19 protein-coding genes are annotated in these 25,739 nt (G+C 46.7%); 4 read left to right on the forward strand and 15 right to left on the reverse strand.

The window, feature by feature from the left end:
- Positions 1 to 9: 9 nt before the first annotated feature.
- From treR to M3202_RS19345, 5 genes are all read right to left on the reverse strand, one after another.
- On the reverse strand, positions 10 to 726 hold the full coding sequence (gene treR, locus M3202_RS19325; RefSeq protein ID WP_251224870.1) for a trehalose operon repressor: 717 nt from the start codon (positions 724 to 726) through the stop codon (positions 10 to 12).
- A gap of 23 nt (positions 727 to 749) precedes the next feature.
- Positions 750 to 2,432 carry an alpha,alpha-phosphotrehalase gene (treC, locus tag M3202_RS19330; protein ID WP_251224871.1) on the reverse strand — a complete coding sequence of 561 codons (1,683 nt, stop codon included), beginning with the start codon at positions 2,430 to 2,432 and terminating at the stop codon, positions 750 to 752.
- 22 nt (positions 2,433 to 2,454) lie between these two features.
- Positions 2,455 to 3,894: a PTS system trehalose-specific EIIBC component gene (gene treP / locus M3202_RS19335; protein WP_251224872.1), complete on the reverse strand. Its 1,440-nt coding sequence runs from the start codon at positions 3,892 to 3,894 to the stop codon at positions 2,455 to 2,457.
- A 184-nt stretch (positions 3,895 to 4,078) separates the two neighbouring features.
- Positions 4,079 to 5,395: a polysaccharide biosynthesis protein gene (locus tag M3202_RS19340; protein ID WP_251224873.1), complete on the reverse strand. Its 1,317-nt coding sequence runs from the start codon at positions 5,393 to 5,395 to the stop codon at positions 4,079 to 4,081.
- Positions 5,396 to 5,695: 300 nt separating this feature from the next.
- Positions 5,696 to 6,886: a M14 family metallopeptidase gene (locus tag M3202_RS19345; protein WP_251224874.1), complete on the reverse strand. Its 1,191-nt coding sequence runs from the start codon at positions 6,884 to 6,886 to the stop codon at positions 5,696 to 5,698.
- An 858-nt stretch (positions 6,887 to 7,744) separates the two neighbouring features.
- On the opposite strand from M3202_RS19345, the gene adh reads away from it, so the two are divergent.
- A complete protein-coding gene (gene adh, locus M3202_RS19350; RefSeq protein ID WP_251224875.1) occupies positions 7,745 to 9,268 on the forward strand; it encodes an aldehyde dehydrogenase in 1,524 nt (507 codons plus the stop codon).
- A 238-nt stretch (positions 9,269 to 9,506) separates the two neighbouring features.
- Positions 9,507 to 9,863, forward strand: a complete 357-nt coding sequence (locus M3202_RS19355; RefSeq protein WP_251224876.1) for a DUF779 domain-containing protein — start codon at positions 9,507 to 9,509, stop codon at positions 9,861 to 9,863.
- Positions 9,864 to 10,242: 379 nt separating this feature from the next.
- Here M3202_RS19355 and M3202_RS19360 read toward each other — a convergent pair whose 3' ends face one another.
- The 3 genes from M3202_RS19360 to M3202_RS19370 all read right to left on the reverse strand — a co-directional run bounded on the left by M3202_RS19360 (position 10,243) and on the right by M3202_RS19370 (position 13,090).
- A complete protein-coding gene (locus M3202_RS19360) occupies positions 10,243 to 11,139 on the reverse strand; it encodes an NAD(P)-dependent oxidoreductase (RefSeq protein ID WP_251224877.1) in 897 nt (298 codons plus the stop codon).
- Positions 11,140 to 11,366: 227 nt separating this feature from the next.
- On the reverse strand, positions 11,367 to 12,044 hold the full coding sequence (locus M3202_RS19365; RefSeq protein ID WP_251224878.1) for a GntR family transcriptional regulator: 678 nt from the start codon (positions 12,042 to 12,044) through the stop codon (positions 11,367 to 11,369).
- A 155-nt stretch (positions 12,045 to 12,199) separates the two neighbouring features.
- The gene (locus M3202_RS19370) at positions 12,200 to 13,090 is read right to left on the reverse strand and encodes an NAD(P)-dependent oxidoreductase (protein ID WP_251224879.1); all 891 of its coding nucleotides are present in this window, start codon (positions 13,088 to 13,090) and stop codon (positions 12,200 to 12,202) included.
- A gap of 431 nt (positions 13,091 to 13,521) precedes the next feature.
- On the opposite strand from M3202_RS19370, the gene M3202_RS19375 reads away from it, so the two are divergent.
- Complete coding sequence (locus M3202_RS19375) at positions 13,522 to 16,347, forward strand: transporter substrate-binding protein (protein WP_251224880.1); 2,826 nt, start codon at positions 13,522 to 13,524, stop codon at positions 16,345 to 16,347.
- Between the two features lie 124 nt (positions 16,348 to 16,471).
- Here M3202_RS19375 and M3202_RS19380 read toward each other — a convergent pair whose 3' ends face one another.
- Positions 16,472 to 17,815 (reverse strand): sodium-dependent transporter, encoded by a 1,344-nt coding sequence (locus M3202_RS19380; RefSeq protein WP_251224881.1) that lies wholly within the window; start codon positions 17,813 to 17,815, stop codon positions 16,472 to 16,474.
- Positions 17,816 to 18,399: 584 nt separating this feature from the next.
- On the opposite strand from M3202_RS19380, the gene M3202_RS19385 reads away from it, so the two are divergent.
- The gene (locus M3202_RS19385) at positions 18,400 to 18,543 is read left to right on the forward strand and encodes a hypothetical protein (protein ID WP_251224882.1); all 144 of its coding nucleotides are present in this window, start codon (positions 18,400 to 18,402) and stop codon (positions 18,541 to 18,543) included.
- Positions 18,544 to 18,668: 125 nt separating this feature from the next.
- On the opposite strand, the gene M3202_RS22460 is transcribed toward M3202_RS19385, so the two are convergent.
- The 6 genes from M3202_RS22460 to M3202_RS19420 form a co-directional block, all read right to left on the reverse strand.
- Positions 18,669 to 20,027, reverse strand: coding sequence for an NTTRR-F1 domain (locus M3202_RS22460; RefSeq protein ID WP_285890622.1), 1,359 nt, complete (start codon positions 20,025 to 20,027; stop codon positions 18,669 to 18,671).
- A 153-nt stretch (positions 20,028 to 20,180) separates the two neighbouring features.
- The gene (gene htpG / locus M3202_RS19400; RefSeq protein ID WP_251224883.1) at positions 20,181 to 22,061 is read right to left on the reverse strand and encodes a molecular chaperone HtpG; all 1,881 of its coding nucleotides are present in this window, start codon (positions 22,059 to 22,061) and stop codon (positions 20,181 to 20,183) included.
- Between the two features lie 201 nt (positions 22,062 to 22,262).
- Entirely contained in the window at positions 22,263 to 22,922 is a 660-nt protein-coding gene (locus M3202_RS19405; RefSeq protein ID WP_251224887.1) for a GntR family transcriptional regulator, read from the reverse strand.
- 20 nt (positions 22,923 to 22,942) lie between these two features.
- Positions 22,943 to 24,040: an isocitrate/isopropylmalate dehydrogenase family protein gene (locus M3202_RS19410; protein ID WP_251224884.1), complete on the reverse strand. Its 1,098-nt coding sequence runs from the start codon at positions 24,038 to 24,040 to the stop codon at positions 22,943 to 22,945.
- Positions 24,041 to 24,076: 36 nt separating this feature from the next.
- Positions 24,077 to 25,387, reverse strand: a complete 1,311-nt coding sequence (locus M3202_RS19415) for a 2-hydroxycarboxylate transporter family protein (RefSeq protein ID WP_251224885.1) — start codon at positions 25,385 to 25,387, stop codon at positions 24,077 to 24,079.
- Entirely contained in the window at positions 25,363 to 25,500 is a 138-nt protein-coding gene (locus M3202_RS19420) for a hypothetical protein (protein ID WP_251224886.1), read from the reverse strand. The genes M3202_RS19415 and M3202_RS19420 overlap by 25 nt, the downstream gene beginning before the upstream one ends.
- Between the last annotated feature and the right edge of the window lie 239 nt (positions 25,501 to 25,739).

A 25,739-nucleotide genomic window follows, 5' to 3' on the forward strand; every position in this document is an offset into this window, starting at 1 on the left:
TCTTATCTGTTAATGCTTTCGTCTTGCAAAATCAACAAAACGGAACTTATCCGGCCTGTGACGCGATTCGGTATATTGAAAAAGCGTCGCATCATCTAAATAAACTTGGCTTCTTACGACTACGATCATGTTGTAGTCTTCTAAATCAAGCAGTTCCTTATCCTCGTCAGTCGGCGCTTCCACCGTAATTTCCTTTTTCGCAAAGCTGATATCCAAACCAAGCTCTTTTTCTAAATAGGCGTACAATGAAGTGGCACATGCCTCTTCAGTCAGATTCGGAATAAGAGAAGCAAGCAAATAATCGTGATCGAGAATAATTCGTTCGCGGTCGATCTCTCGGACCCGCTGCACATGCCAGCACGGCTCGGGGGCCGTTAATTGAAACTGCTCCTGAATATCAGGCGTCATGACGTCCTTTTTCACTTCCACTACGTCGGTTCGCGTCCGTGCCCCCATTTTATCGGCAAGCTCCTGAAAGCTGACGAGGCCTGAAATCGGAAAGTTGATTTTCGTAATATCAAGCACCATCGAGCCTTTGCCCTGCATTTTCTGAATATAGCCGTGCTCCGATAACAGCTTCAGCGCCTTGCGAATCGTTTCCCGTGACGCCTGATACTCTTCGGCAAGTTCGTTTTCCGAGGGGAGCAGCGTATTGGCCTTCAGCTCTCCGGCCTGTATTTTTTCAACTAATTCATCGTAAATCATTCGAAACTTGTTTCTGATCATGTCTATCACCTAGTCTAACTGTATCACGTTTCTGTCACATGATAAACGAGAGACTCATAAGGGCGGAGGCTAATTTTTTCTGCAAATTGCGGCTGATCAGGATAATTCGATAAAATCAGCTTTTCCCGGCCAACAAAACGTTGCCACTGCTCAGGCAAATCGAGCGTCCCCTCTTTCCCGTAAAAATTGTTGATCACGAGCAGCGCCTCGTTTTGACTATTTCGCTCAAAAACAAACAATTGCTCATCATCAGCACATCTCAGCCGATAATCGCCATCCGTCATCACATCATACTCTTTCCGCAGCTGAATTAGCTTTTGATAATGATAAAAGATGGAATCCGGATCAGCCACCGCCTGTTCGGCATTGATCGTCTTGTAATTCGGCGCCACCCCGATCCACGGGGTTCCTGTCGTAAAGCCGGCATTTGGCGAGTCATCCCACTGAACCGGCGTCCGTGAATTGTCACGCGATTTCCGCTTAATGATCTCCATGATCCTCTCTTCAGCAATCCCTTTTTCTTTCATAATCCGGTAAAAGTTCACCGTTTCGACATCCCGATAGTCTTCGATCCGCTCAAAGCCTGGATCGGTCATGCCAAACTCTTCCCCTTGATAAATATACGGCGTCCCCTGCATCAAATGAATCGTCGTTGCCAGCATTTTCGCCGATTGCCGGTGGTACGTCCGGTCATCGCCATAGCGGGTCACGACACGCGGCTGGTCATGATTGCACCAGAACAACGCATTCCAGCCTCCACCTTTATTCATTTCCACCTGCCATGTTGAGAGAATGCGCTTCAGGGCGAGAAAGTCAAAATCAGCGAGCGCCCATTTCTCCCCATTTGGGTAATCGACCTTCAAATGATGGAAGTTGAACGTCATACTCAGCTCCTGCCGCTCCGGCTTTGAATACTTGACACAAGCGTCAATCGACGTCGAGGACATTTCGCCGACGGTCATGCTGTCATACTTCGCCAGCACTTCCCTGTTCATCTCGTGTAGATATTCATGAACCCGCGGCCCGTCAGTATAAAATTTACGCCCGTCACCGGGTGGTTCGCTGCCATCATCATTAGGAAAACGCTGATCCTTTGAAATGAGATTAATGACGTCCAGCCGGAAGCCGTCAATCCCTTTTTCAAACCAGAAGTGCATCATCTCATACACTGCGTTTCGTACCTTCTCATTTTCCCAGTTTAGGTCGGCCTGGCTCACATCGAACAGATGCAAATAATACTGGCCTGTCTTTTCATCAAGCTTCCAGGCGGAGCCGCCGAATTTCGACTGCCAATTATTCGGCTCCCCTCCATCGACAGGATTCTTCCAAATATAAAAATCTCGGTATGGATTGTCTTTCGACTGCCGCGCCTCCTGAAACCAGCGATGCTCAGTCGATGTGTGATTCACGACCAAATCCATGATCAGCTTCATCCCTCGTTGATGCGTTTCTTTGAGCAGCCGCTCAAAATCAGCCATCGTCCCATATTCCTCATGAATCCGGTAATAGTCGGCAATATCATAGCCATTATCCTTTTGCGGTGATTCGTAAATCGGTGTCAGCCAGAGAACATCGACGCCAAGCTTTTTTAAATAATCAAGCTTTTCGATGATCCCCTGAATATCACCAACCCCGTTGCCTGTCGTATCATTAAAGCTTTTCGGGTAAATTTGATAGACGACCGAACGCCTCCACCATTCCTTCATTTCATAACATCCTTTCTTTCGTTCACTCTTCTTCTTTTAAGCTCTTTGGTTTCGTGAGCTTGCCGTAAAGGACTGTTAACACAAACGGAAGCAAAATAACGACTGCCATCCCAATGAAAAACGGTCCCCAATCCTGGCCGCGAATCGAGACAAACGCCGGAACACCACCTACGCCGACCGCATTTGCCAACACGCCATTGATCGTCACAAACATTCCGGCAATCCCGGCACTAATAATCGCCATAATGAATGGAAAACGGTAGCGAAGATTGACCCCGAACAGAGCAGGCTCGGTAATGCCCAGCCATGCGGAAAGACCGGCCGTGCCGGAAAGACCTTTCAAGTTGGCGTTCTTCACAAGGAAATACATCGCGAATGCGGCAGACCCTTGTGCGATATTGGATAAAGCAAGAATCGGCCAAAGGAACGTGCCGCCTGCCTCTGTTCCTGTTGTCAGCTGCAGGTCAACCGCGAGAAAGACATGGTGCATTCCGGTAATAACAAGTGGACCGTAAATAATCCCGTATAAGAAACCGGCAATCCACGGCAGTGTGCCAAAAAGCCAAATGAACCCGTCTGCAATTCCATTCCCAATCGCAAACGTCAGTGGGCCGACAAGAGCAAATGTTAAAAAGCTCGTCACAAGCAGAGCAATCGGTGCGACCGTCAACAACTGGATGGAGTCAGGAATCCGTTTACGCAAAAAGACATCGAGCTTCGCCAAAATAATCGAAGCAACGAAAACCGGCAGCACCTGCCCCTGGTAACCGAGCTTATTGATTTCCAAACCGAACAAATTCCAAGTTGGAATCTCGCCTGCTTCCCGCGCCGCGCCGTAATCCCACGCATTCAGCAAAGCCGGATGTACTAAAATCAGTCCCATTACAATCCCGAGCAGCGGATTACCGCCAAAACGCTTCACGGCCGACCAGCCGATTAACGCCGGCAGGAAGGTGAATGCTGTATTGGCAATAACATGAATAATATCCGCGAAATCGGCCCATTGTGGATAGACATCAATAATCGCTGTATCTCCTTCAAAGAAAATCCCTCCTCCTGTCAGGACATTATTGATCCCCATCAGCAGACCGGCCGTGACAATCGCCGGCAGAATCGGAATAAAGACATCAGCCAATACTTTCACGGCGCGCTGAATTGGATTCAGATTCTTCTCGGCGGCCGACTTTGTTTCATCCTTTGAAGCTTCTGAAATCCCCGCCAACACAACTAATTCCTTATATACTTTATCAACAAGACCTTGTCCAATCACGATTTGAAACTGTCCATTTGTTGAAAATGAACCTTTTACAACATCAATATTTTCAAGCGCCTTCTGATCAACCTGTTTTTCATCATGCAAAGCAAAACGGAGTCTCGTCACACAATGGGTGGCCGAGGCAATGTTTTCCTTGCCGCCTATCGCAGCAAGAATCGCCTTTGCTGCTTCTTTATTTGTACTCATCCTTCATTCTCCTCTCATTTGAAGCGTTTTCACAGCATGTAAAAGAAATCGTCACAATAAGCTTGTATATACAAGAATGATGACGGTTTCAGTTTAACTTGTATATACAAATTAGTCAAGCATAAAAAAAGGCATGCTACTAGTAGCATTACCTTCTTTATCCTGAATGAATCCTCTTTCTTCTTCAACGCTTTTGCTGCAGCAAAAGCGTGACATTGATTTTCTCGCAAATCGTCACATAATGCATCAGCGTTAAAAGCACAGCCCCCATATTCATTCCAAGTATCACACCGTCCATTTGCATGCTTGGCATCGAGCCAAGGACAAACATCATTCCAAAGGAAAAAACGGTTGAATAAAGCGCATGGACAAAAGCTTCCTTCACAAGACCGATGCCAATTAAAAAGGCCTGCATCGGAATCGCAAAAAAATGAAACAGGAAATACGGTACGAGCAGCTGCAAATAACGGACGGCAGGAGAATTTTCAAAAAAAAGGCTTGTCAATGGTTCGGCAAAAAAATAAAACACCATTACAGCCGGTATGCCGTACCCGGCCGTCAGCAGCATCACTTTCCGCATCAGGGAACGCAGCCTGGCAAACTCTCTTTTGGCATAGGCTTCCGAAACGGTCGGAATTAAGACAATTAACAAGGAATGCGCAATAAAAGCCGGAAAAAAACCGATCGAAAAGGCGACGCCCGCCAGCTTCCCATATTGGGTCATCGCCAGCCCCTCGACCATGCCGGCCCGCACAAGCGCCTCCTTAATCAAAAACGGCTTAAGCGCGAACGTCGCCGCGTGGAAAATTCGCAGTCCGGTCGTCGGCACTGAAACCTCCAGCAACGTACGCCGCACTTTTTTTCCGTCAAGCGTCGCCCGCGGCCGCCGTTTCAGCAGATTCATTTGCAGCAAAAAAGCAAAAAACAAATAGCCAAATACGACCAGCTCACTGGCGACCAAGGTGCACAAAGCAACGAAAATGGCGACGTCCTGCGCAAACGACATCATATTAAAGATAAAGAAGAGAAGGACAAGCTGTGCGGCCCGCCGTAAAAAGTTAGCAAACGCGATGCGGCTCATCTTCTGCGCGCCCATAAAATAGCCGCGCGCCACTGAAGAAAAAGCGATCAGCGGAATCAAAAGAATAAAGAGCCAGGGCACGAGCGGATGGTAATGATCGAACACCGGAATCAGGGGCAGAACCCAGACGGAGACTGCGACAAAGATCAGCGTGCAAACCGCAGCAAAACGCAACGCATGCAACAGCATACTACGGTGAAAAAGCTGCTCCTTTTCAGCAACAAACTTGGAAATCGAAATCGGCAGCTCCAGACTGGCAAGCACTACGACAAACATAATCGTCGGCAATATCGACATATATAAGCCGAGCCCTTCCTCGCCCAATTCCCTTGCCAATACAATATTCACAAGAAATTCAATGCACTCGCCCGCAAAGGCGGCAATCGTTAGCAGTAAAGCCCCTTTAAAAAATGATGTCATCTTTCCTCTCCCTCTCCAACCTGTCCCTAATTTATATGAGACAAGTCTCGGGATTATGGTAAAAAAGATGAACGATCATGAGAAGAGGCTGGGACAAAACGTTGTTTTTTTCCTTTTGCCCAGCCTCTAAGCAATGAGCGGAACCGCCACGATCTTTTAAAGCCCGTTGTGAGTGGATTTCTCACAACAGGCTTGTGGCGTGTGAAGCCATTGCCAGTAGGTCCAAAGCTAGTTTTGTCTCAAGCTCTTTGTCAAAGCCTGTTTTGTCTGAAGCCGAGACATCAAGTGTTGAGACGGTTCTTACATATATAATGCTGCCAGCATAATGCCAAGCGCGTTTTGATAAATCGACGGATACTGAGACAGTGGAAGGGGATTCGTGCCTCTGCCAAGTTCAACGGTGAAGCCCGGCCGCTGCCATTCCTGAATAAACCAGTCCTTATAGCCGGCAAAGCTATCGACGTAACGGATCGGCTCATAGCCGCTGACCCGGGCGAATTCATTGACAATTCCTTCTGCTTCCGGCGGCTCAAGCCCCTGATAGCCCCAGAAAATGACTTCGCCCTGTGTATGAAACGCGAGTACTCTCCAGAAATCCCGCGCTTCAGTCAGCTCGGCCATGGCGATGGCCTCAGGCTCGCTTAATGGCTGGTAGCCCGGAAAATCACGCGGCGCCGGCGATCTCGGTTTTCTTTCTGCTTCAATCTCCCAGCGTGCCGGATACTGATTATTCAAATCAACACCGCGAATATTCGCTTTCCAGCCCGAAAAGGAAGTCGCCCCGCCGTTCATTGCGATTACACTGGAGCGGTACGGCTCTTCAGCGGGCGGGCCGTTAATGACGAGATCAACTCCGTCCGGATTGACGAGCGGCACGACGGAAAGCTCGACTTCCTCATAAAAAGCCTGCATATTCAATCCTCTTATCGCGGTTTGATTCGTTAACGCGAGCGCATATTCATTCAGAAATTCAACGAGCACAGGGGTCGTAATCCATTCATGAGCATGGAAGGAGCCGTTAAAATGGATTTTTTTCGGGCCATAGCCAATTCGGATTTCCTCAATCGGCTTCCCCATCACACTTGTTCCAATGACTTCTCTTCTTAAAAAAGGATAGACATCCGTTAAGACGCGCAAATCATTTTGCAAGGATGCCGACCAATATGGCCTTGCTCCTTGGATAACCTTCGCGGTGACCCGCTGCGGAATCAAAAGACGATCACCGATTTGTAAATGGTTTGCGTCTAGCTGCTGATTGACTAGAAAAAGCTGATCAAGCGGCAGACCCAGTCTGTTTGCTATCGCCCACAGGGAATCACCGGCCGCTACATAATACGCGCTGATTGTATAGCCTGGTATTGAAATTCGCATTCCCACTGACAGACGGTCTGGAGCGACATGTCTGTTCGCGTCAACAAGCAGCGGAAGCGAAAGCGAAAATAACTGACTGTAATACCAAAGGCTGTCTCCCTGTCGTACCGTTATATCCATACGCCGCCTCCTTTCCTTATAAAGATATGAACGCACCTCCTTAATCAGAAGCTGCTGAAAAAGGATGATTTACACTTTTTCAGCAGCTTTTAAGTAATGAGCGTATGACTATCCGAAAAAATGAAAAGAGGGGAATCCGTCGCTCCTGAAATAGACTTCGCTTTCCGCGGAAAGCTGGTGAGCCTCCTTGGGCTACCGCCCTGTGGGGTCTCACCGTTGCTTTTTCTCCCACAGGAGTCTCCGTTTATTTCATCCGCTCGACATTCAGGTAAATACAGTAGTAGTTGCATTTTTCGTATAGTTTTCCGGCTACATGGCAGCAAAACCAAGCTCGCCTGCATGGAATTTTTTCCGAGGACAGTTCTGACACACACTCGGATTGGAGCTGTACTCACGGTATCGCACAAGAAAAAGCGGACGAGATGGGAGGGCCGACTCCTGCAGGAGGGAAGGGCAGGTTGAAATCCACCGGCGTGCCGGTTCGTTCAACGCCCGCCTGCGGAAAGCGTGCCCCCCATCCCGGGAGCGGGTTCGAAGCTCTGGATCGGGCCAAATCCTTCTACCAAAAAAGCCTGTCGACAAAGTAATGAGCGTAGTCATTACTCTTCTTCGAGTTACGAAAAAGGACGGTTTTCAATGACCTCTCTTAATCAGGAGCCTCTAAATAATCAGTTAAACACCAAAAGTCTACTCAATCTAAACGTTTATTTTTCTCTTTAAAAAGGAATAGACAAAATATTATCTTTTTTCCATTTATGTGAAGGAAATTGCTTGCATTTCCACGAACAAGTAAAGAGGTCTGTCTGGATACGGAGTGATCCAGGCTGCCTCAATTCATTTATTTTGGGAGGGATTTCGATGGTTTACAAACGTCCAAATACGGAAGGGTCTCTCGTCTCATTTAAAAAACGCTATGACAACTACATTAACGGGGAATGGCAGGCTCCTGTCAAAGGGCAATATTTTGATAACATTACCCCCGTTACAGGAGAGGTCTTTTGCGAGGTCGCCCGCTCGTCTGCGGAAGATATTGAACTAGCACTTGATGCCGCTCATGCGGCAAAAGATGCCTGGGGCAAAACATCCCCAACAGAACGGGCCAATATTTTAAATAAAATCGCCGATCGGATCGAACAGAACTTAGAAATGCTCGCAGTCGCCGAGACGTGGGAAAATGGAAAGGCCGTGCGCGAAACGTTAAATGCCGATATTCCGCTGGCCGTCGATCATTTCCGCTATTTCGCCGGAGCGATTCGCGGTGAAGAAGGTTCAATCAGTCAAATCGATGAACATACCGTCGCCTATCATTTTAATGAGCCACTTGGCGTTGTTGGACAAATTATTCCATGGAACTTTCCGATTTTGATGGGAGTCTGGAAGCTTGCCCCGGCACTGGCCGCAGGCAACTGCGTCGTCTTAAAGCCGGCCGAACAGACGCCTGTTTCCATTCTCGTATTAATGGAATTAATCGAAGACCTGCTTCCTAAAGGCGTCGTCAACATTGTCAACGGCTTTGGCGTTGAAGCTGGAAAGCCGCTTGCTTCGAGCAGCCGGATCGCCAAAATTGCCTTCACTGGTGAAACGACGACGGGACGCCTGATCATGCAGTACGCTTCGGAAAATATTATTCCCGTTACGCTTGAATTAGGCGGGAAATCACCGAATATCTTTTTCCCTTGCGTGATGGATAAAGACGATGAATTTTTAAATAAAGCGATCGAAGGCTTTGTCATGTTTGCGCTCAATCAGGGCGAGGTTTGTACATGCCCGTCACGCGCCTTGATTCATGAATCAATTTACGAACCTTTCATGGAGCGTGCACTTGAGCGGGTCAAAGCGATCAAAACCGGCAATCCACTCGACCCTGAAACGATGATGGGCGCCCAGGCTTCTTTGGAGCAAATGGAAAAAATCCAATCATACTTGGACATCGGCAAGCAGGAAGGCGCCGAATGCCTGATTGGCGGAGAACGGAATACGAGCCTCGGCAGCGAATTCGAAAACGGCTATTATATTCAGCCAACCGTCTTTAAAGGCACAAACAACATGCGCATCTTCCAGGAAGAAATTTTCGGCCCGGTTGTGTCCGTCACTACGTTTAAGGATGCCGACGAAGCGCTCTCAATCGCCAATGACACGTTATATGGATTAGGCGCGGGCGTATGGACACGCAACATTAACACCGCCTATCGCTTCGGCCGCTCCATTCAGGCCGGACGTGTCTGGACAAACTGCTACCACGCCTACCCGGCCCACGCTGCCTTTGGCGGCTACAAAAAGTCGGGCATCGGCCGTGAAAATCATAAAATGATGCTCAGTCACTATCAGCAGACGAAGAATATGCTCGTCAGCTATAGCGAAGATGCGCAAGGCTTCTTTTAAGAAGCGTTGAACTCCGGAAGCTGCAGAAAAAGGACGATTTTCACTTTTTCTGCGGCTTTTAAGTAATGAGCGTAGCCGTTTCCTGAAAGCCTTGCTACGAGTGGGTTTCTCGAAGAAAGGCACGCAACGCGCGGAGCCATTACTCTTCTTCGAGTTACGAAAAAGGAAGTTTTCAGCGGCCTCGAACTCCACCCCCTGTTGCTTCCTGACTACGAAAAGGGAAAGGAGTGAACGGAACATGGTTGAACGAGTCGTTGCCACAGAAGAAGCGATTCAATTGATCAACAAGCTAAAAAGCATTCACGGTCCATTAATGTTTCATCAATCCGGCGGCTGCTGCGACGGCAGCTCGCCGATGTGTTACCAGGAAGGGGAGCTGAAGGTTGGGGCAAGTGACGTCCTGCTTGGTCATATCGGCGGAAGCCCCTTTTATATTGCTGCGGATCAGTACGCCTATTGGAAGCATACGCAATTAATTATTGACGTCGTGAACGGACGCGGCGGCATGTTTTCATTGGAAGGACCTGAAGGAAAACGCTTTTTAACCCGCTCAAGGGTATTTACAGAAGAAGAACGGAAAGAGCTCCAGCTTTAAGACAAGGGGATGGGCCAAAGGTTGTTTTTTTCCTTTGACCCATCCCCTGCCTTTTCCCGCTATCTCCCCATCTTTGCCAAACCCAGCTTGCCCTTATCCCCGGAAAATATTCAGACTATTGGCTCATTTTCCCAAAAAGACGTTTAGCTTCTTCTCAATTTGGTAAAAGTAATGATATAACCAAACCAAATCTACTACTAAATAAATCTATTACATAAAAAGGAGGAATCACGATGAGCTTGCAGGAATACATCGAAGAAATTAATAAAATGCTGGAAGAAGCTAAGCAGCAAGTAAGTTCAGAAAAGTAGACTTCCTACGTAATAGGGATGAGGCAAAAAAACCTGCTTTTTTGCCTCATTCCTATTTTTATTTCTGTTTAGGCGTTTTTCTTAATTTCAACGCCGTCCCATTCCTCATAGCATTTCGCTACTGCACACATATCCTCTTCCGCATAGCCTTTCGCCATGGCGATTCGCAATTGTTCCCTTACGCTTGCAAGCAGCGGCACCGGAATATTCATTTCAGCCGCGACATTTAAAGCGAGCCCTAAATCCTTATGCATCAGCTCTGTTTTAAAGTTTGGATGAAAATCGCGGTTGATAATTTTCGGTCCTTTATTATCCATCATTCCACTCCGCGCCCCGCCGCCGCTAGCGACTTCCATAAATTTCTGCGGATCCACTCCGGCTTTGCTGGCCAAAATCAGCGCTTCGCTTAACGATAAGAGATTAATAGCAGACATCGTATTATTGGCGAGCTTCGTATATGCTCCTAGTCCGCTTCCCCCCATATAGTGCGATTGTTTTCCCATCGCCTCAAATAAAGGAATACACTGCTGGTACACTTCTTCCTTACCACCTACCATGAAAGCAAGTTCCGCGGCAATCGCCTGTGGTTCACTTCCTGTTACCGGGGCATCAAGCAGTTCAATGTCTTTCTCAGCCAGTTCTTTCGCCAGCGATTGAACTAGATCCGGAGCGACGGTGCTACTGTCAATGATAATTAAACCGGCAGACGCTCCCGCCAGAACACCATTCTCCCCTTTGATAACTTCTTCCAAAGCTTGATTATTCGTGACCATCGTAATGACGATTTCACTATTTCGTGCCACTTCAGCCGGTGAGCTTGCCACCTCCACATCGCCCTCACTCTGCAACGATCGTGCCTTGCTTGCAGTCCGATTGTACACACGCAATGAGTAGCCAGCTTTTAATAGATTTTTTGCCATTGGCAACCCCATTGTTCCCAATCCCACAAATCCAATCTTTTTCATAAAAAATCCTCCTCAAATGTTATGATCTGTTTATAGTAAAGCGCTTTCACATATTACCAGAGTCAGATGCTGTCAATATTGAACTTTCCTCTCCTTCTGCCAGCTGGAGAAAGCAGCTTTATTCCGTTTTCGCTTGCTGGAAGCAGCAAGTGAAGTCGCATCCTCACTCCATCTTTGATGCGACTTCACTTGCCGGCTCTTCCTGGGCACTTCCATGCTCAAATACGCTACTTATTATGTTCGACCGTATTGCCGTAATCGCTTAATGTCACCTGCTTAATTTCTTCAATATGTTGTTCCATCAGCTTTTTCGCCGCCTCGACTTCTTCTTCGGCAAGCGCCTGCAAAATTAAGCGGTGCATTTCGTTAGCCTGCTGCGGGCGGGCATGGTTTTTTGTAATAATCACGCCAAACCATTGAATTTGAGCTTCGATCGACTGCATCATCACACTGATCCGTTTGTTATCGGAATAATTAATGATCGTCCGATGTAAATTACGGTCAGCCTGAAAGAACGGTGCCGTCTTCCCTTTTGCCAGCGCGAGCTCCGCTCGATCAGCCTCTTCGACAAGTGAGTGGATAACCTTTTTCGGTATCTGTTTACTCGCGAGCTCGACAGCCAGACTTTCGAGCACTTTTCTAACATTATAGATGTCTTCGATATTTTTCCGGTTCGGAATCGCGACGAAGCTGCCAGAACGCGCCTTTACTTCAACTAACCCATCCTGCTGCAGCTTCAGTAGCGCATCGCGCAGAGGCGTCCGGCTCACTCCCAGCTTCTCCATAATGTCATCGTAATTAATTTTTGAACCCGGCTCCATCTGATTATTGATAATCTCTTCCCGCAGGTAAAAGTAAATACGATCAGACAGATTTAAATTATCAAATTGAATCTTTTCGGCCATTATATACCTCCATCCCTATTCTTCAACTGAATAGGAAGCACTCACCATCACATAAATCCCATTATTTATCATACACATTGAACAGTCTGTTATCAAATATCTTTCATTCGCCCGAAACTAAAATCTAATATTTTAATAAGAGCCGGATGAACCTCCTACTTCTCCCTTTTTACTTCCACCTGACCTTTCTTCTCCAACAGCTTAATAACTGAAGCCATATCAAAATCACCAAGCCCCTCATTGATCGCCTCTGATAAAACAGACTCCGCCAGAGCGCCGGTAGATTGATCAAGCCCCGCTGCCTCAACAAGCTTATTCGCTAATTTCACATCCTTATGTAAGTATTTTAAAGCGCCTCCTGGTTCAAAGTTTCCCGGCAAAACATATTGCTCCATATGCCGTTCCAGCATCCGGCTGTTGCCATAGCTGACTTTTAAAATGTGATAAAGCTGTTCGGAATCAAGCCCTAATGCTGCTCCCGTCACCATTGCCTCTGCGGCGGCCAGCGAGTGAACACCAACAAGGTATTGATTGATCAGCTTCGCCACACTACCGCTTCCCGATGTTCCTAAAAATTCAACCTTCGCACCAATTAGCGCAAGCAGTGGCTCCACCGTCTGAAAAGCAGCTTCTTTTCCTCCGACCATAATCGTTAGCGTACCTTGTTCGACTCCTTCAGGCCCACCACTGACCGGAGCATCAAGATAGTCAATTTTTTGCTTGGCGGCCTCCGCAAACAGTTCCCTGCTTGTCTCCGCGCCGACCGTTGTAAAATCAATACAAATTGCCCCCGGACGAGCATGGGCAAGAATTCCTTTCTCCCCTTCGTACACGTCAATTACATCACCCGGCATAGATAAGCACGTACAAATGATATCCGCCATCTGCGCCACCGCAGCGACATTGTCCAGACGCTCTGCGCCAAGCTCCACCAATTCCTTCGTTTTTTCAGGCGAACGGTTATAAATAAGCACCGTATGCTGCTGCAGAAACTGCTTGATCATGCGCGAACCCATTACGCCCGTTCCAATAAAGCCAACCTTCATCTTCTTCCCCCTTCTGCTGTTCCCATGACAGCATGCCTGGACTACCTTCTGCCTCACCTCCATTATAGCATAATATTCTGAACCTTTAATGCGATAAGCTCTTCTCGGCAGCTAACCACCTCTATTACCGATATATATTTCTGATCGGAGAAAATAAAACCTTTTATTATGCTGCTAAAACGCCGTTCCCCCTTTTTCATTCAACAGAAAAAATTTTTGTGGAAAAATCATTTGGGATACATCCGTCCTGCACTGCGCCTGTTCCATGACAATTTATTGTTTGCAGTCATCCAATCACGCTATTGAAAGTCCCCCACTAAATAATATGTTAGAAAACCTTTCACGAATATCAGGGCTTTTTTTAATATCCTTTATGATAAAAATAATGAACCACATATTATTTATAAAGCTGCAGGAGGGATGATTCTTACATGACGGAGGATCTTAAAGTAGGGTTATTGTTCTCGCTGTCAGGCGCGTTAGCTGCGACAGAGAAAGGCCAGTACAAAGCTGCCTTGCTTGCAATTGATGAAATTAATAAACATGGAGGCGTGTTAGGGAAAACGCTGACTCCAATGTTTAAAGATACATGTTCCGATCCGGATGTCACAGCTAAAGTGACTGAAAAATTACTTGAGGAAGACATTCAGCTGCTCATCGGTCTTTCTACATCCGCCGGCCGTAAAAGCATCCTGCCTCTGCTGGCGAAGCATGACTGTCTGCTCTTTCACCCCGCTCACTACGAAGGGGCAGAACAGCATCCAAACGTGATCTATTGCGGCCCTTTACCTAATCAGCTTTTGTTCCATTATATCCCCTGGCTGATGAAGCACATCGGCAAGAGCTTTTATTTAATCGGCTCTGATTATCATTATCCGAAAGAAATGAACAATGTTGCCCGCCGACTCATCTCCCAAAATGGAGGGGAGATTGCAGGCGCGTCATATCACGCGTTAGGGGAGAAGCAGTTCGAACAGACCATTAAAACGATTTCCACGAGAAAGCCTGACGTAGTTTTCTCGACGTTGGTCGGAGAAAGCGCTCAATCGTTCTACGAGTGCTGTCACCATCTCAATTTCCCTTTTCCAATCGCGGACACAATCATCTCTGAAACTGATAATCAGCTGATTGACCCCCGTTACATAGCAGGCCATTATTTTTGTTCCTCCTATTTCTCTTCGCTTAATCAGGAGGCAAATGTTGCATTTAAGCGTCGCTTTCAAGCTGCTTACGGAACCGAGATGATCAGTGCGGCGATGGAACATGCTTATAACAGCGTCCACATAATGGCCGAGGCGATTCAGAAAGCAAGCAGCCTCGAAATAGGTAAAATCAAAAAGCATATAGCCGGTCTCGTCTGTCAGGCTCCCCAGGGAAAAATTATCGTTGACCAAAAGAACCAGCATCTATGGCTCCATTCCCACATCGGTCAATTTCAAAAGGATGGAACAGGCAAAATCCTTTCGGAATCAGCTGGCCCGGTGAAGCCTTCCCCATTCCCGCTTAAGGGAACGCCCGAGGCTTACCGGAATGAAAATGTGGAAGCTTCCTTATCCGCTCATAAACCTGTCATCACGGAGCTGAAAAAAGCAGCTTCCTTTTTCCCTTACTATGTCACTTATTTTGACCAGCAGGGCCGACTGCTTGATTTGTTTCAGCCTGAGATGAAAGAGCAGTTTCCGGATGACCCGCTCGATCCCGGTGTTTCCATATGGGCGACAGATTTTTTGAAACATACGGGCATGAGCAAAGCGATTCTAAAAAAAGAACTCTCTTTTTCACTGGGGTCAGATCACCAGACCCTCTCATTAAATGACTGGATCACCGTCGGCATTCCAATCTTCAGCGAAAACGAATTATTCGGTGCCCTCGGCGTATTTGTCCGCGATAATCAGGAATTCGAGCTTGAACTCTTTATTTCACTTGTGAAGGCGCTTAAAGTGGTCGCCGAGAATTCTGTCAGCCTCTTTCAGCAATCAAAAGAGTCTAAGTTTCTATACGAATTGCTGCATGATGTTACGAATGATCTTGAGGAGGCGCTGCTTGTCAAAAAGCAGGAAAAAATTATTTACACAAACGGGCTGGCCGAGCAATTAATCAGTGAAAAAGACAAACTTATGCTCAGCTTGTATCAAGAAAATTTTGATCATATTTCTTATAAACGGAAGCAGCTTTATAAAGATCAGTCCAATTCCATTTATGAAGTCTATATCGTCCCGGCTCATGACTACCGCTACCTTTATATAAAAAAACTGAGCGCGAACAAAAAGAAACAGAAAAAAAGCCGCGAACAGCCGCTGCTGCTTCCTCACATTGCCGGTAGCCACCCAAAACTGCTCGAGGCGATCTCATTAGCAAAAACCGCCTCGACCAATTCCACAAATGTGTTATTACTCGGAGAAAGCGGAACCGGCAAAGAAATATTCGCCCGGGCGATTCATAATGAAAGCACCCGAAAGGATAAGCCGTTTGTCACCCTTCATTGCGCGACGCTCAATGAACCGTTCATCGCCTCTAAGCTGTTCGGCTTTGGGGATGGACCTTTTAGTGGGGGCATCCCCGGCAAGTTCGAGCAAGCGAATGGTGGCACGTTATTCCTTGATGAAATTGGTGAGATGCCGGCGGAGCTGCAGGCGATCATCCTGCGTGTTCTGCGGCAAAAGGAAATCAGCCGCCGAGGCGGCCAGCAGACCATTCCGCTCGATGTAAGAATTATTGCTGCGACAAATAAAGACTTGAGTCAGGAGATTGCTTACAAAGGCACATTCAGCAGCGACTTATATTATCGCCTGAATGTCTTCCCTATCGAGCTTATCCCTTTAAGGGAAAGAAAAGAAGACATCGCTGAGCTTGTCACCCTTTTTTTAGAGGAATTCGCGGAAAGAGACGATCAGGAGAGCAAGACGGTTTCCTCTGAAGCTCTGCATTATTTCATGAACTATTCCTGGCCCGGCAATATTCGCGAGCTTCGCAATGTCGTAGAACTCGCTTATGAGTTGTCCGGCACAGATAGAGAACTTCATCTGAAGCATTTGTCCAGAGCTCTCTCCATCGAGCATAAGCCGCCTGAAAAGTATGAATGGACAAAGGTTAAGCATCTGGAAGAGATTCGACAAGTAAATCGTTTGAAGGAACGGGAGGATATTATGGAGGCGCTCGTCCGTTTTAAAGGGAATATCTCAAAATCATCAAAGCATCTCGGCTTCTCCCGGACGACCCTTTATAAGAAAATGAAGGAATATAAATTGGACAGTTAAGTACTGCACATGACGGCTTTCCCGCTTCAACTATATAGCCTCGAAACAATGAATGGAGCCATTGTTTCGAGGCTTGAATAAAAGGTAAAAAAACAACCTTCTATCCAAGCCTCTGTGAAAGCCTTTAAAACAAGCCAAGCATATTAATAAACACGACAATGATCGTAATCGGCACAACCCATTTCATTAAAAAGAGCCACACTGACAGCCAGACGGCTGACAGGCTGTTCCCGGCTGTAAACTCCTCATTCACCAGCTTACGATCCATCCGGTGCACAATAAAGAGCGCAATGAACAGGCAGCCAAGCGGCAGCATAATATTGCTGACGAGATAATCCGTCGCATCAAAAAAGGTTTTCCCGAACAGCTGAACATCCGCCAGCACTCCGAATGACAGCGCCGCCGGGATCCCTGCCAAAAAGACAACGATGCCCGAAATGAGGGCGACCTTTGCCCGCGAACGCTTGTTGTTTTCTGTAAAAGCAGAAATGATAATTTCCAAGAGACTGAATGATGACGTTAATGTCGCAAACAAAAACAGCAACAAAAACAAGCTGAGAAACAGACCGCCGAACGGCATTTGCGAAAAGGCAGCCGGCAGCACCATAAACAGCAAACCAGGGCCTTCCGCCGGCTCAAGCCCGAATGAGAAGACGACCGGAAAAATCGCCAGACCTGCCAGCAATGAAACGAAAATATTCATGACAACTACAGACGATGCAGCAGCCGGAATATTTTCATTCTTATTCAAGTAAGAACTGTATGTCACCATACATGAAAAACCAACAGCCAGCGAAAAAAAGGACTGCCCCAGCGCGTATAAAATGCCTTCCCCTGTTATATTCGAGAAGTCCGGCTGAAGGAAAAAGCGCACGCCCTCCATCGCCCCTTCCAGCGTCAAGGAACGGATAACAAGAATAAGAAAAAAGATAAATAAAAGCGGCATTAAATATTTGTTTGCCCGCTCAATTCCATTTTTTATCCCAAAGGAAAGCACAATCACGTTAATAAGTAGAAATAGTGCAAGACCGATAAGACCGATCCAAGGTGTCCCTGTCACTTGCGCAAATAACTGACCGTAATCGGCTCCCTCCGCGATCACCTTCCCGGAGATGGCGAAGCCGGAATATAATACAACCCATCCGCCAACGACGCAGTAAAACGAGAGGAGCAGGAAACAGCCCAGTACTCCCATCCGGCCAACAAGCACCCACGCGCTCTGCGGAGCCAATGTTTTGTAAGCCGTAATCGCTTCGCGTCGGGCTCCCCGCCCGATAATGAATTCTGAAACGAGCATGGAAAGCCCGATCAAAACGGTAAAAATAATAAAAATGAGAAAAAACGCTCCTCCTCCATTCATTCCGGCCACATAAGGGAACTTCCAAATCGCCCCGAGTCCTATAGCCGCTCCGGCTGTTGATAAAATAAAGCCGAGTTTTGAGGACCATTGTTCACGTTGATCACTCATCCTCCACCCTCCTAGTAAATGACGTTGATTACACTATCTTACACGATAAACCTCCATCCCGCTTCCGTAAAGTCTGCTGAAAAAGTACGATTTTCACTTTTTCAGCAGCTTTTTCGTAATGAGCGTAGCCGTTGCCTGATTTTGAAAGCCTTGCTACGAGTGGATTTCTCGAAGCAAGACGTGCAACGCGCGGAGCCATTACTCTTCTTCGAGTTACGAAAAAAAAGAAGTTTTCAGTGGCCTCCTTCCGTAAAGGCTTTTATCTCATTTTTTCTAGTCTGCCCCGTGACGAACCGCTGACGACAGATTCTGCCTTTGCTGTTAGAGACCGATTTCACCTTACCCGCCCTTCCATTCCATGATTCTTTTCATTCTCACATATTGCTACATATTCATAAATTTTAATATTTGAAATAAGCTTGCAACCCCTTATCCTTCAACGATTACGAGAGATTACCCAGTTTTTTCATACTAGTCTTTTCTTCCTTTTTTCTTCTCGGAATCAGGTTTTTTCTTGCGGATAAGGGTTTCAATGCAAAGCAAGCATGGTATAGAAAAGTAACAAAAAAAGGAGGGAATAAATCATGAAGAAAAATCTACTGTTACTTATGTCAGCTTTAGGAATTACATTGGTGATGACGGCTTGCGGAGGAGAGGGAGACCCTGCCGGTGATCCGGCAACTGATCCGGCTACAGACCCGGCAATGGACCAACCGGCTCCACAATAAAAAAACTGGCAAGTATAACCTGTACGATCAATGAAAAGCCCGGGCCAAAAGGTGAAAGCAACCTTTTGGCCCGGGCTTTGCGTGCCGGAGCCACTGCAATCGTTTTTCAGTATCCTTTTTTATCGTTAGCGGCTATCCTGAATCGAAGCAGAGCTGTTATTGGCTGACAGCTCAGTTAACGGATCGTATGGTGGACCGGCGATCGTCCCTGCAAGCAAAGCAAGGTCGACTGCATTTTCAGGACTTCCCCACGAATTACCGGAAAATACAAAGACAGCTCTATCGACGACAAATCCTCTCGTATTATAGACAATATTGTTGATGATGTGACCGGTCGTATTTGGATTTAAATACGAAGGCTGGCGCAACGAGTAAAAAATATTATTATCGACTAATAGATTAGTTACATTATTGGCCTGAGTCACAAAGCCGCGATTGACTACCCAATCCGTTGACGGTCCTTCCTGGGGCGGACCATATATTGTATTGCCCGAAATGCGGTGATTACTCCCTCCAATTTGAATAAACTCCCGTGGATATGGCACATCACTTGTCATTGTAAACCCCTCAATCGTAACACCAGTCCCAGTGACGACAAAGGGGATAGCATTGGCCTGCAACTGAATGACAGCGCCGGGGTATCCCCGCAATGTAACCCCTTGCTTATTAATATTCACCGTTGTAGTAATCGGATAAGTCCCGATTAGTACATGAACGACTCCAGTTGGTGACACAGCAGCAAGCCCCTCCTGTATTGTTCCAAAGGGATTAGCCTGAGTACCGTCTCCCCCGGTTGAGCCAGATTGCACATAAACTTTAAATGGATTTGGCCCTATTCCACCAGTGGCTCCCGTAGCACCTCTCGGACCAGTAGCTCCCGTCGGACCGGCCGGACCTCCAGCTGGACCTGTGGGACCAGTGATACCGGGTTCTCCAGTGGCTCCTCTTGGACCAGACGGCCCCATCGCTCCTGTCGGGCCTGCGGGGCCTGTAGGTCCCACGAGTCCTTCCGATGCCACGACCAGCAAAGCAACATCATCAACGATCACAGCCGGACTGCCTGCCTGTGGCAGCTTATTTATTAAAATAAGCGCTTGCGTTGTTCCTAAAGGGGCAGCTGACGTCGTCTGATATTCTTCTATCCAATTCTCTTCCTGAACGTTTGGCAGACGGTTTACCGGCAGGTTCGTAATAAGACCATATCCCAAAAAGGTAAAAGAAGCATCATAATAAGCAACCGTTAGTGAAATAGGTGGTGACGGTGAGTTCCCCTCTTTGCCCAGAGAAACGAGAATCTCATAAGATTCTCCGGCAATGGCAGGGACATACTGAGTAATAAACGAATTGACATTCCCGCCTGCTAGTTGGGCCGCGTAGCTTCCTGAATGAGAGGCAGCTGTTGTCCGAATACTGTTAACAAATAACCACGGGGCAAAACCACCTATTTCAAAGCTGCCATTCTGAACAGCATTATTAATCGACATTCACTCACTCCTTTCCTAATTAAGCATGTCTTCATCCTTTCTATTTAGAATCGAACGTGCTTACGATACGGTATTAATTTCCGACCCGTTTCGCTACGCCATTTGTCCTGCTCCTTTTAAGGTAAAGAGGCTGTCCCGAGTGGGACAGCCTCTTTATGCCATCACTTTGCACATATTATTCGTAAATTCAACGGGATCTTCAATTGGCAAGCCTTCGATCAACAGTGCCTGGTTGTATAATAAGTTTGTGTACAGCTCAAGCTTCTCTTTATCTTGTTCGTAGGCTTCTTTTAAGGTAGGGAAAATGTCATGGTCTCCGTTGATTTCGAGAACCTTCTCCGCCTTTACATTCGGATTGTCCGGCATCGCCTGAAGCACCTTTTCCATCTCAATGGATAATTCTCCTTCTGCTGTGAGACAGACCGGATGAGAGCGGAGGCGCTTCGATAGTCTGACATCTTTCACTTTATCGCCAAGCGTCTGTTTCATATGTTCAAATAAGGCTTTATGCTCCTCCTGCTCGGCTTCTGTTTTCGCTTGCTCCTCTGCATCCTCCAATCCGAGATCACCGCTCGAAACCGATTTGAACTGCTTATCTTTATAGGAAGCTAACGCTTTGATCGCAAATTCATCGACGTCATCGGTAAAATATAGAATATCAAAGCCTTTCTCCGCAACAAGCTCGGTTTGCGGCAGCTTTTCAATCCGATGATGTGACGCTCCCGTAGCATAATAGATGTACTTTTGCTCTTCCGGCATCTTTTCGATATACTCATCCAGACTGATTAGCTTCTTCTCTTTGCCGGAATAGAACAGCAGGAGATCCTGAAGCTCCTCTTTATGCTGGCCGAAATCACTATAGACGCTATACTTCAGCTGTCTGCCAAATGATTCATAAAATGTTTCATACTTTTCCCGTTCATTTTTCAGCAAACCTTTGAGCTGACTTTTGATTTTACTCGTAATATTTTTCGCGATCATCTTCAGCTGACGATCATGCTGGAGCATTTCTCTGGAAATATTGAGCGACAAATCTTCAGAATCAACCATTCCCTTAACAAAGCTGAAATAGTCCGGCAGAAGATCGGCGCATTTTTCCATGATCAGCACGCCGTTGGAATAAAGCTCAAGGCCCTTTTCATATTCCTTCGTATAAAAGTCGAACGGCGTCCGTTCCGGAATAAAGAGAATCGCGTTATAGCGCAATGTCCCATCCACGCTAATATGAATATGCTTCACCGGCTTATCAAAGCCATAACGCTTCTCGTGGTAGAAATTTTCGTAGTCTTCATCCGTTAACTCGCTTTTGTTTTTCTTCCAGATCGGAACCATGCTGTTAATCGTCTGTTCCTCGGTTACTTCCTCTAATTCCTCTTCTTTATCCGCTTTCGGCTTCTGTACAGTGACATCCATTTTAATCGGGTAGCGAATGAAATCGGAATATTTTTTGATGATCGCTTGTAAACGATACGTTTCCAAATATTCATCAAAATTATCATCCTCGGTGTTTTCCTTGATTTTTAAAATGATTTCCGTGCCGACCGTCTCTTTTTCGCACGGTTCGATCGTATAGCCGTCCGCTCCATTTGATTCCCACTTAAAGCCTTGTTCACTGCCAAGCTGCTTCGTCTTTACCGTTACCGCATCAGCCACCATAAAAGCGGAATAAAAACCAACACCGAATTGTCCGATAATATCGTGACCATCCTTGATTTCATTTTCCTTCTTAAAAGCGAGCGAACCGCTTTTCGCGATCGTTCCAAGGTTCTGCTCCAGCTCTTCTGCCGACATCCCGATGCCTGTATCGGTAATCGTCAGCAGCCGCTTCTCCTTATCAGCGCTGACCTTTATGTAATAATCCTCTTGATTGAAGCTCAGCTCCTCATCCGTCAGCGCTTTATAATAAAGCTTGTCAATCGCGTCGCTGGCATTCGAGATCAGCTCTCTCAAAAAGATCTCCTTTTGCGTGTAAATTGAATTAATCATCATTTCCAACAATCGTTTCGATTCCGCCTGAAACTGCTTTTTCTCCATACAACAATCTCCTTCCTCTGCTTCTTTTGTTAGCACTCGTTTACCCGGAGTGCTAATCTTACTTATATTGTATGGAACCTCCAGCACATGTCAATCCAATACGATTGTTTTTCTTGAAAAAATAAACGAGCTTGCACAAAAAGGGGGAAAGGCCCCCCTTTTCTCAAGCTCGAAGCGATTGCGTGATCTATATTTTATGAACTAACTCTGATCGGCTAATTTAGACTGCAACTCTTTCACGGTATCCATCCCTGAGCGCTGGACATGCATTCTCATCGCATTTCCCGCGCCTTCCGAATCGCCCGCCTCTATTCGTTCATAAATAAATGTGTGCTCCTTTAATGATAAATAACATTGTTCCTCGGGATAAAAGCGCAGCACGAGAGAACGCGTATTTAATTGCTGGATCATCATGCTTACCCGCTTATAACCCGACATTCCATGGATAAAATCATGAAAGCCCTCTGATTTACGGATGAACCGTTCAAGATCCTCTTTTTCCAGAGCAGCCTCCGCATGAATGAGAAACTGGCGAAGCTTCGCTAATGACGCTTGATCAAAAAACGGCGTTGCCTGGGCGCACGAGATCCCTTCAAGAACCGACCGTAAATAGTACGTTTCCTGGACGTATTCAATCGTAATGTTTCCAACGAATGCTCCTTTATAAGGAACAGAATAGACAAGACCTTCCGCTTCAAGAATCTTCAATGACTCACGCAACGGAATTTTGCTCACACCAAGCTGCTTGCTGATGCTGTCCTGATTAATTCTTTCATTAGGTTTTACTTGCTGGAGAATGATCATATTTCTTAGCTTCAGGGCGATTTTCTCTGCCTGGGTTAATCTTTTGGCTTCTCCCATCTCCACGTTTTGTTGCTCCACTATACGCTGATTTTCTCCATTTGACTAACTACCGCATGACCAAAGTCGGCAGTCGTATACGTCCCGCCCAGATCACTTGTCTGAATGCCTTGACCCAATGTCGCTGCCACTGCCTTTTCAATGAGACGTGCCGCTTCCCTCGCTTCCTGATGCTGATGCTGATCAGCAAGCCATTTCAGCATCATCGATCCGGACAGGATAGTGGCGACCGGGTTGGCGATCCCTTTTCCAGCTATCGTCGGAGCCGATCCGTGGGCCGGCTGGAACATGGCATGACGGTAGCCGATATCACCGGATGGAGCCATACCCATGCCTCCGACCAAAGCGGCAGCCAAATCAGATAAAATATCACCAAACATGTTTTCCGAGACAATCACATCATAATGCTGCGGCTTTTGCACCATCCACAGTGTCATCGCATCCATATAAGCATAATCCTTTCCAACCGCACCCTCGTATTTCTCAGCGATTTCATCATAGACCTTCCGGAAAAAGGCTAACGATTTGAACACATTGCTTTTGTCGCAGCAGGTTACGATTTTTTTGCCGTCAAGCACCCGTCCCTGGCGCTTTTCTGCGAGTTGAAACGCATAGTCGGTAATTTTTTCTGTTCCTTTGCGGCTAATCATCATCGTATCGGCCACCACTTCATTGACGATCTCGCTCCCGCCTCTAAAAGAAGAGAATAACCCTTCTGTATTCTCCCTGACAATGACAAAGTCGATATCCTGCTTATTCTCAAGCGGCGTCTTCACCCCTGGATATAATCTAATCGGTCGGACCCCGGCAAAGAGATCCAGCTCGAACCGCAGACGCAGAATAACCTGTCCTTGCACCTCCGTACCATCCTTTTCCACGACCTCCGGAATGCCCATGCTTCCGAGAAAGATCGCGTGACTTTCCTGGCAAGCCTTATAAGATGAATCAGGAAAAACGTTTCCTGTTTTTACATAATGTCCGGCTCCGGCATCAAAATGCTGAAAATCAAGGGTAAAGCCTGAAACAATCTTTTCTGCCGCTTTCATGACTTTTATGCCTTCCTTTACGATTTCCGGTCCAATTCCATCTCCTGGCAACGTCGTAATTTGAAAATTCATTCCATCATCCCTTTTCTTGTAGTCTTGTTTTCCCTTTTATAAAAACAGAGGAGCGAGTATCGACATAATGAGTAAAATGATCACTCCTCCCAGCCGGGAAGAAATTTGCGAAAATGGCATAAGCTTCAGTCTTTCACTCGCTCCAAGAACAGCCGCATCCCCTGAACCGCCAACATCAGCCATACAAAGCCCGGCGGCGATAGCTGATTCGACAAAGTACATCGCAACAAGCCAGCCAAAAATCCCCGCCCCAAATGAAGCAAGCAAAACGGTTAACGCTGTCAGTCCTAAATAAGCAGGATTCGTTACAACCTCGATAATTTGGTGCATGTCAATCAAACCAATGCTCGTTGCCACGAGCATACAAGGCAGGAGCATCTTCGAGACGAAATCAAACCAGTCACCGGCAGCGTCTTCGATCACAGTCGGAGTAATATTTAAAATTTTCACGAGCGCAGTCGCAATAATCATCCAGGCATAAGCATGAATACTAGGGAACAGCATCGCAATGAAGTAACCAAAAATGTATAAAGCTCCGGACATCATCAGTCCAACGGCCAGATTGGAGTAAGTCGTCGTCTCCTTGCTTTCAGCTGCGCGCAATGGCTCGGCAGCCTCATTTTTCTTGGCATTGCGAAGAATTTCTCCTTCTCCTGAAAATCCTTTTATAAACATATTTTTGTTCTTTTTGCCGAGACCATTTAAAATAGACGCAACGAAGATACATAGAACATTCGCAACCATAATTGCCGGGACGAGCATCGATAAATATTCAGCCGGATCCCCTCCGGCTCCGGAAGCATAAATTTCCGACATTGGAACAGCCCCCGCGCCGATGCCGCCGCCCATGATCGGGGCGATAACAAAGAGAATCGCTTCTTTATAGCCAAATCCCGTTACATGGCCGACCAGCCCACCGACGACAAAAGTCAGCACCACGCCGGCTAGTAATGGAATAAAAAAACGTATCCCCGCTTTCACTAAAATTTGCCGGTCCATGCTCAGCAAGCTGCCGACAATTAAGGCGGCAATAAACAAATCAATAAAACCATATCCATTATAAAAATCCGCTACAATCTCAACTCCACTCTGAGGGAAAAGTCCCCAGTACACAAAAACAGCTGGTACAATAATACAAAGCAGTGACGGTCCGCCAAATGTGCGGAAAACCGGGATTTTCTCCCCCAGCCAAATAAACAGCCCGCCAATCACCATTGGAATGACGAAGCCGATAAGCATGTTATTCGGCAATATTTCCAAATACACACCGCCCATCACAACGACAAAAACAATCGCAAAAACAGCCGGATTCATCCCGGCAATCAGACGCCTTCCCCCGCTTTCCATCTCACAACCTCCTTAATGAAATGATTCTCACCCTCCAATGTAAGCGCATTCATTTTATCGCCAGCCTCACCTCCCTGGATCATCGTATACGATTGTAAATTAAATCCAGCCAAACAAAGCAAATCCTAACCGTAAAGCTATAAAAAGTATACGATTTGCCATTCTCAGCTATGACATATATTTTTCTTAAATCTAGCATGAGGCGATTTATCCCCTATTTCTCGCAAATCGAGTAGGAGGGGGCGACTAACCCCCGACCTCTCACACCACCGTACGTACGGATCCGTATACGGCGGTTTCAGTTAAGTCTGACGAAGGGTTTCATAACGTTCCAGTACGCTCTTGAGCCCTT

Origin of the sequence: Halalkalibacter oceani, from assembly GCF_023715605.1 — a bacterium.
GTDB lineage: Bacteria > Bacillota > Bacilli > Bacillales > Bacillaceae_D > Halalkalibacter > Halalkalibacter oceani.

What these genes read in the sequence shown, in the direction of transcription:
- treP (WP_251224872.1), bottom strand. Translation starts at nt 3,894, where the DNA reads ATGAGTACAAATAAAGAAGCAGCAAAGGCGATTCTTGCTGCGATAGGC.
- M3202_RS19355 (WP_251224876.1), top strand. Translation starts at nt 9,507, where the DNA reads ATGGTTGAACGAGTCGTTGCCACAGAAGAAGCGATTCAATTGATCAAC.
- M3202_RS19340 (WP_251224873.1), bottom strand. Translation starts at nt 5,395, where the DNA reads ATGACATCATTTTTTAAAGGGGCTTTACTGCTAACGATTGCCGCCTTT.
- treR (WP_251224870.1), bottom strand. Translation starts at nt 726, where the DNA reads ATGATCAGAAACAAGTTTCGAATGATTTACGATGAATTAGTTGAAAAA.
- adh (WP_251224875.1), top strand. Translation starts at nt 7,745, where the DNA reads ATGGTTTACAAACGTCCAAATACGGAAGGGTCTCTCGTCTCATTTAAA.
- M3202_RS19375 (WP_251224880.1), top strand. Translation starts at nt 13,522, where the DNA reads ATGACGGAGGATCTTAAAGTAGGGTTATTGTTCTCGCTGTCAGGCGCG.
- M3202_RS19415 (WP_251224885.1), bottom strand. Translation starts at nt 25,387, where the DNA reads ATGGAAAGCGGGGGAAGGCGTCTGATTGCCGGGATGAATCCGGCTGTT.
- M3202_RS22460 (WP_285890622.1), bottom strand. Translation starts at nt 20,027, where the DNA reads ATGTCGATTAATAATGCTGTTCAGAATGGCAGCTTTGAAATAGGTGGT.
- M3202_RS19380 (WP_251224881.1), bottom strand. Translation starts at nt 17,815, where the DNA reads ATGAGTGATCAACGTGAACAATGGTCCTCAAAACTCGGCTTTATTTTA.
- treC (WP_251224871.1), bottom strand. Translation starts at nt 2,432, where the DNA reads ATGAAGGAATGGTGGAGGCGTTCGGTCGTCTATCAAATTTACCCGAAA.
- M3202_RS19360 (WP_251224877.1), bottom strand. Translation starts at nt 11,139, where the DNA reads ATGAAAAAGATTGGATTTGTGGGATTGGGAACAATGGGGTTGCCAATG.
- M3202_RS19385 (WP_251224882.1), top strand. Translation starts at nt 18,400, where the DNA reads ATGAAGAAAAATCTACTGTTACTTATGTCAGCTTTAGGAATTACATTG.
- M3202_RS19370 (WP_251224879.1), bottom strand. Translation starts at nt 13,090, where the DNA reads ATGAAGGTTGGCTTTATTGGAACGGGCGTAATGGGTTCGCGCATGATC.
- M3202_RS19345 (WP_251224874.1), bottom strand. Translation starts at nt 6,886, where the DNA reads ATGGATATAACGGTACGACAGGGAGACAGCCTTTGGTATTACAGTCAG.
- M3202_RS19365 (WP_251224878.1), bottom strand. Translation starts at nt 12,044, where the DNA reads ATGGCCGAAAAGATTCAATTTGATAATTTAAATCTGTCTGATCGTATT.
- M3202_RS19410 (WP_251224884.1), bottom strand. Translation starts at nt 24,040, where the DNA reads ATGAATTTTCAAATTACGACGTTGCCAGGAGATGGAATTGGACCGGAA.
- htpG (WP_251224883.1), bottom strand. Translation starts at nt 22,061, where the DNA reads ATGGAGAAAAAGCAGTTTCAGGCGGAATCGAAACGATTGTTGGAAATG.
- M3202_RS19405 (WP_251224887.1), bottom strand. Translation starts at nt 22,922, where the DNA reads ATGGGAGAAGCCAAAAGATTAACCCAGGCAGAGAAAATCGCCCTGAAG.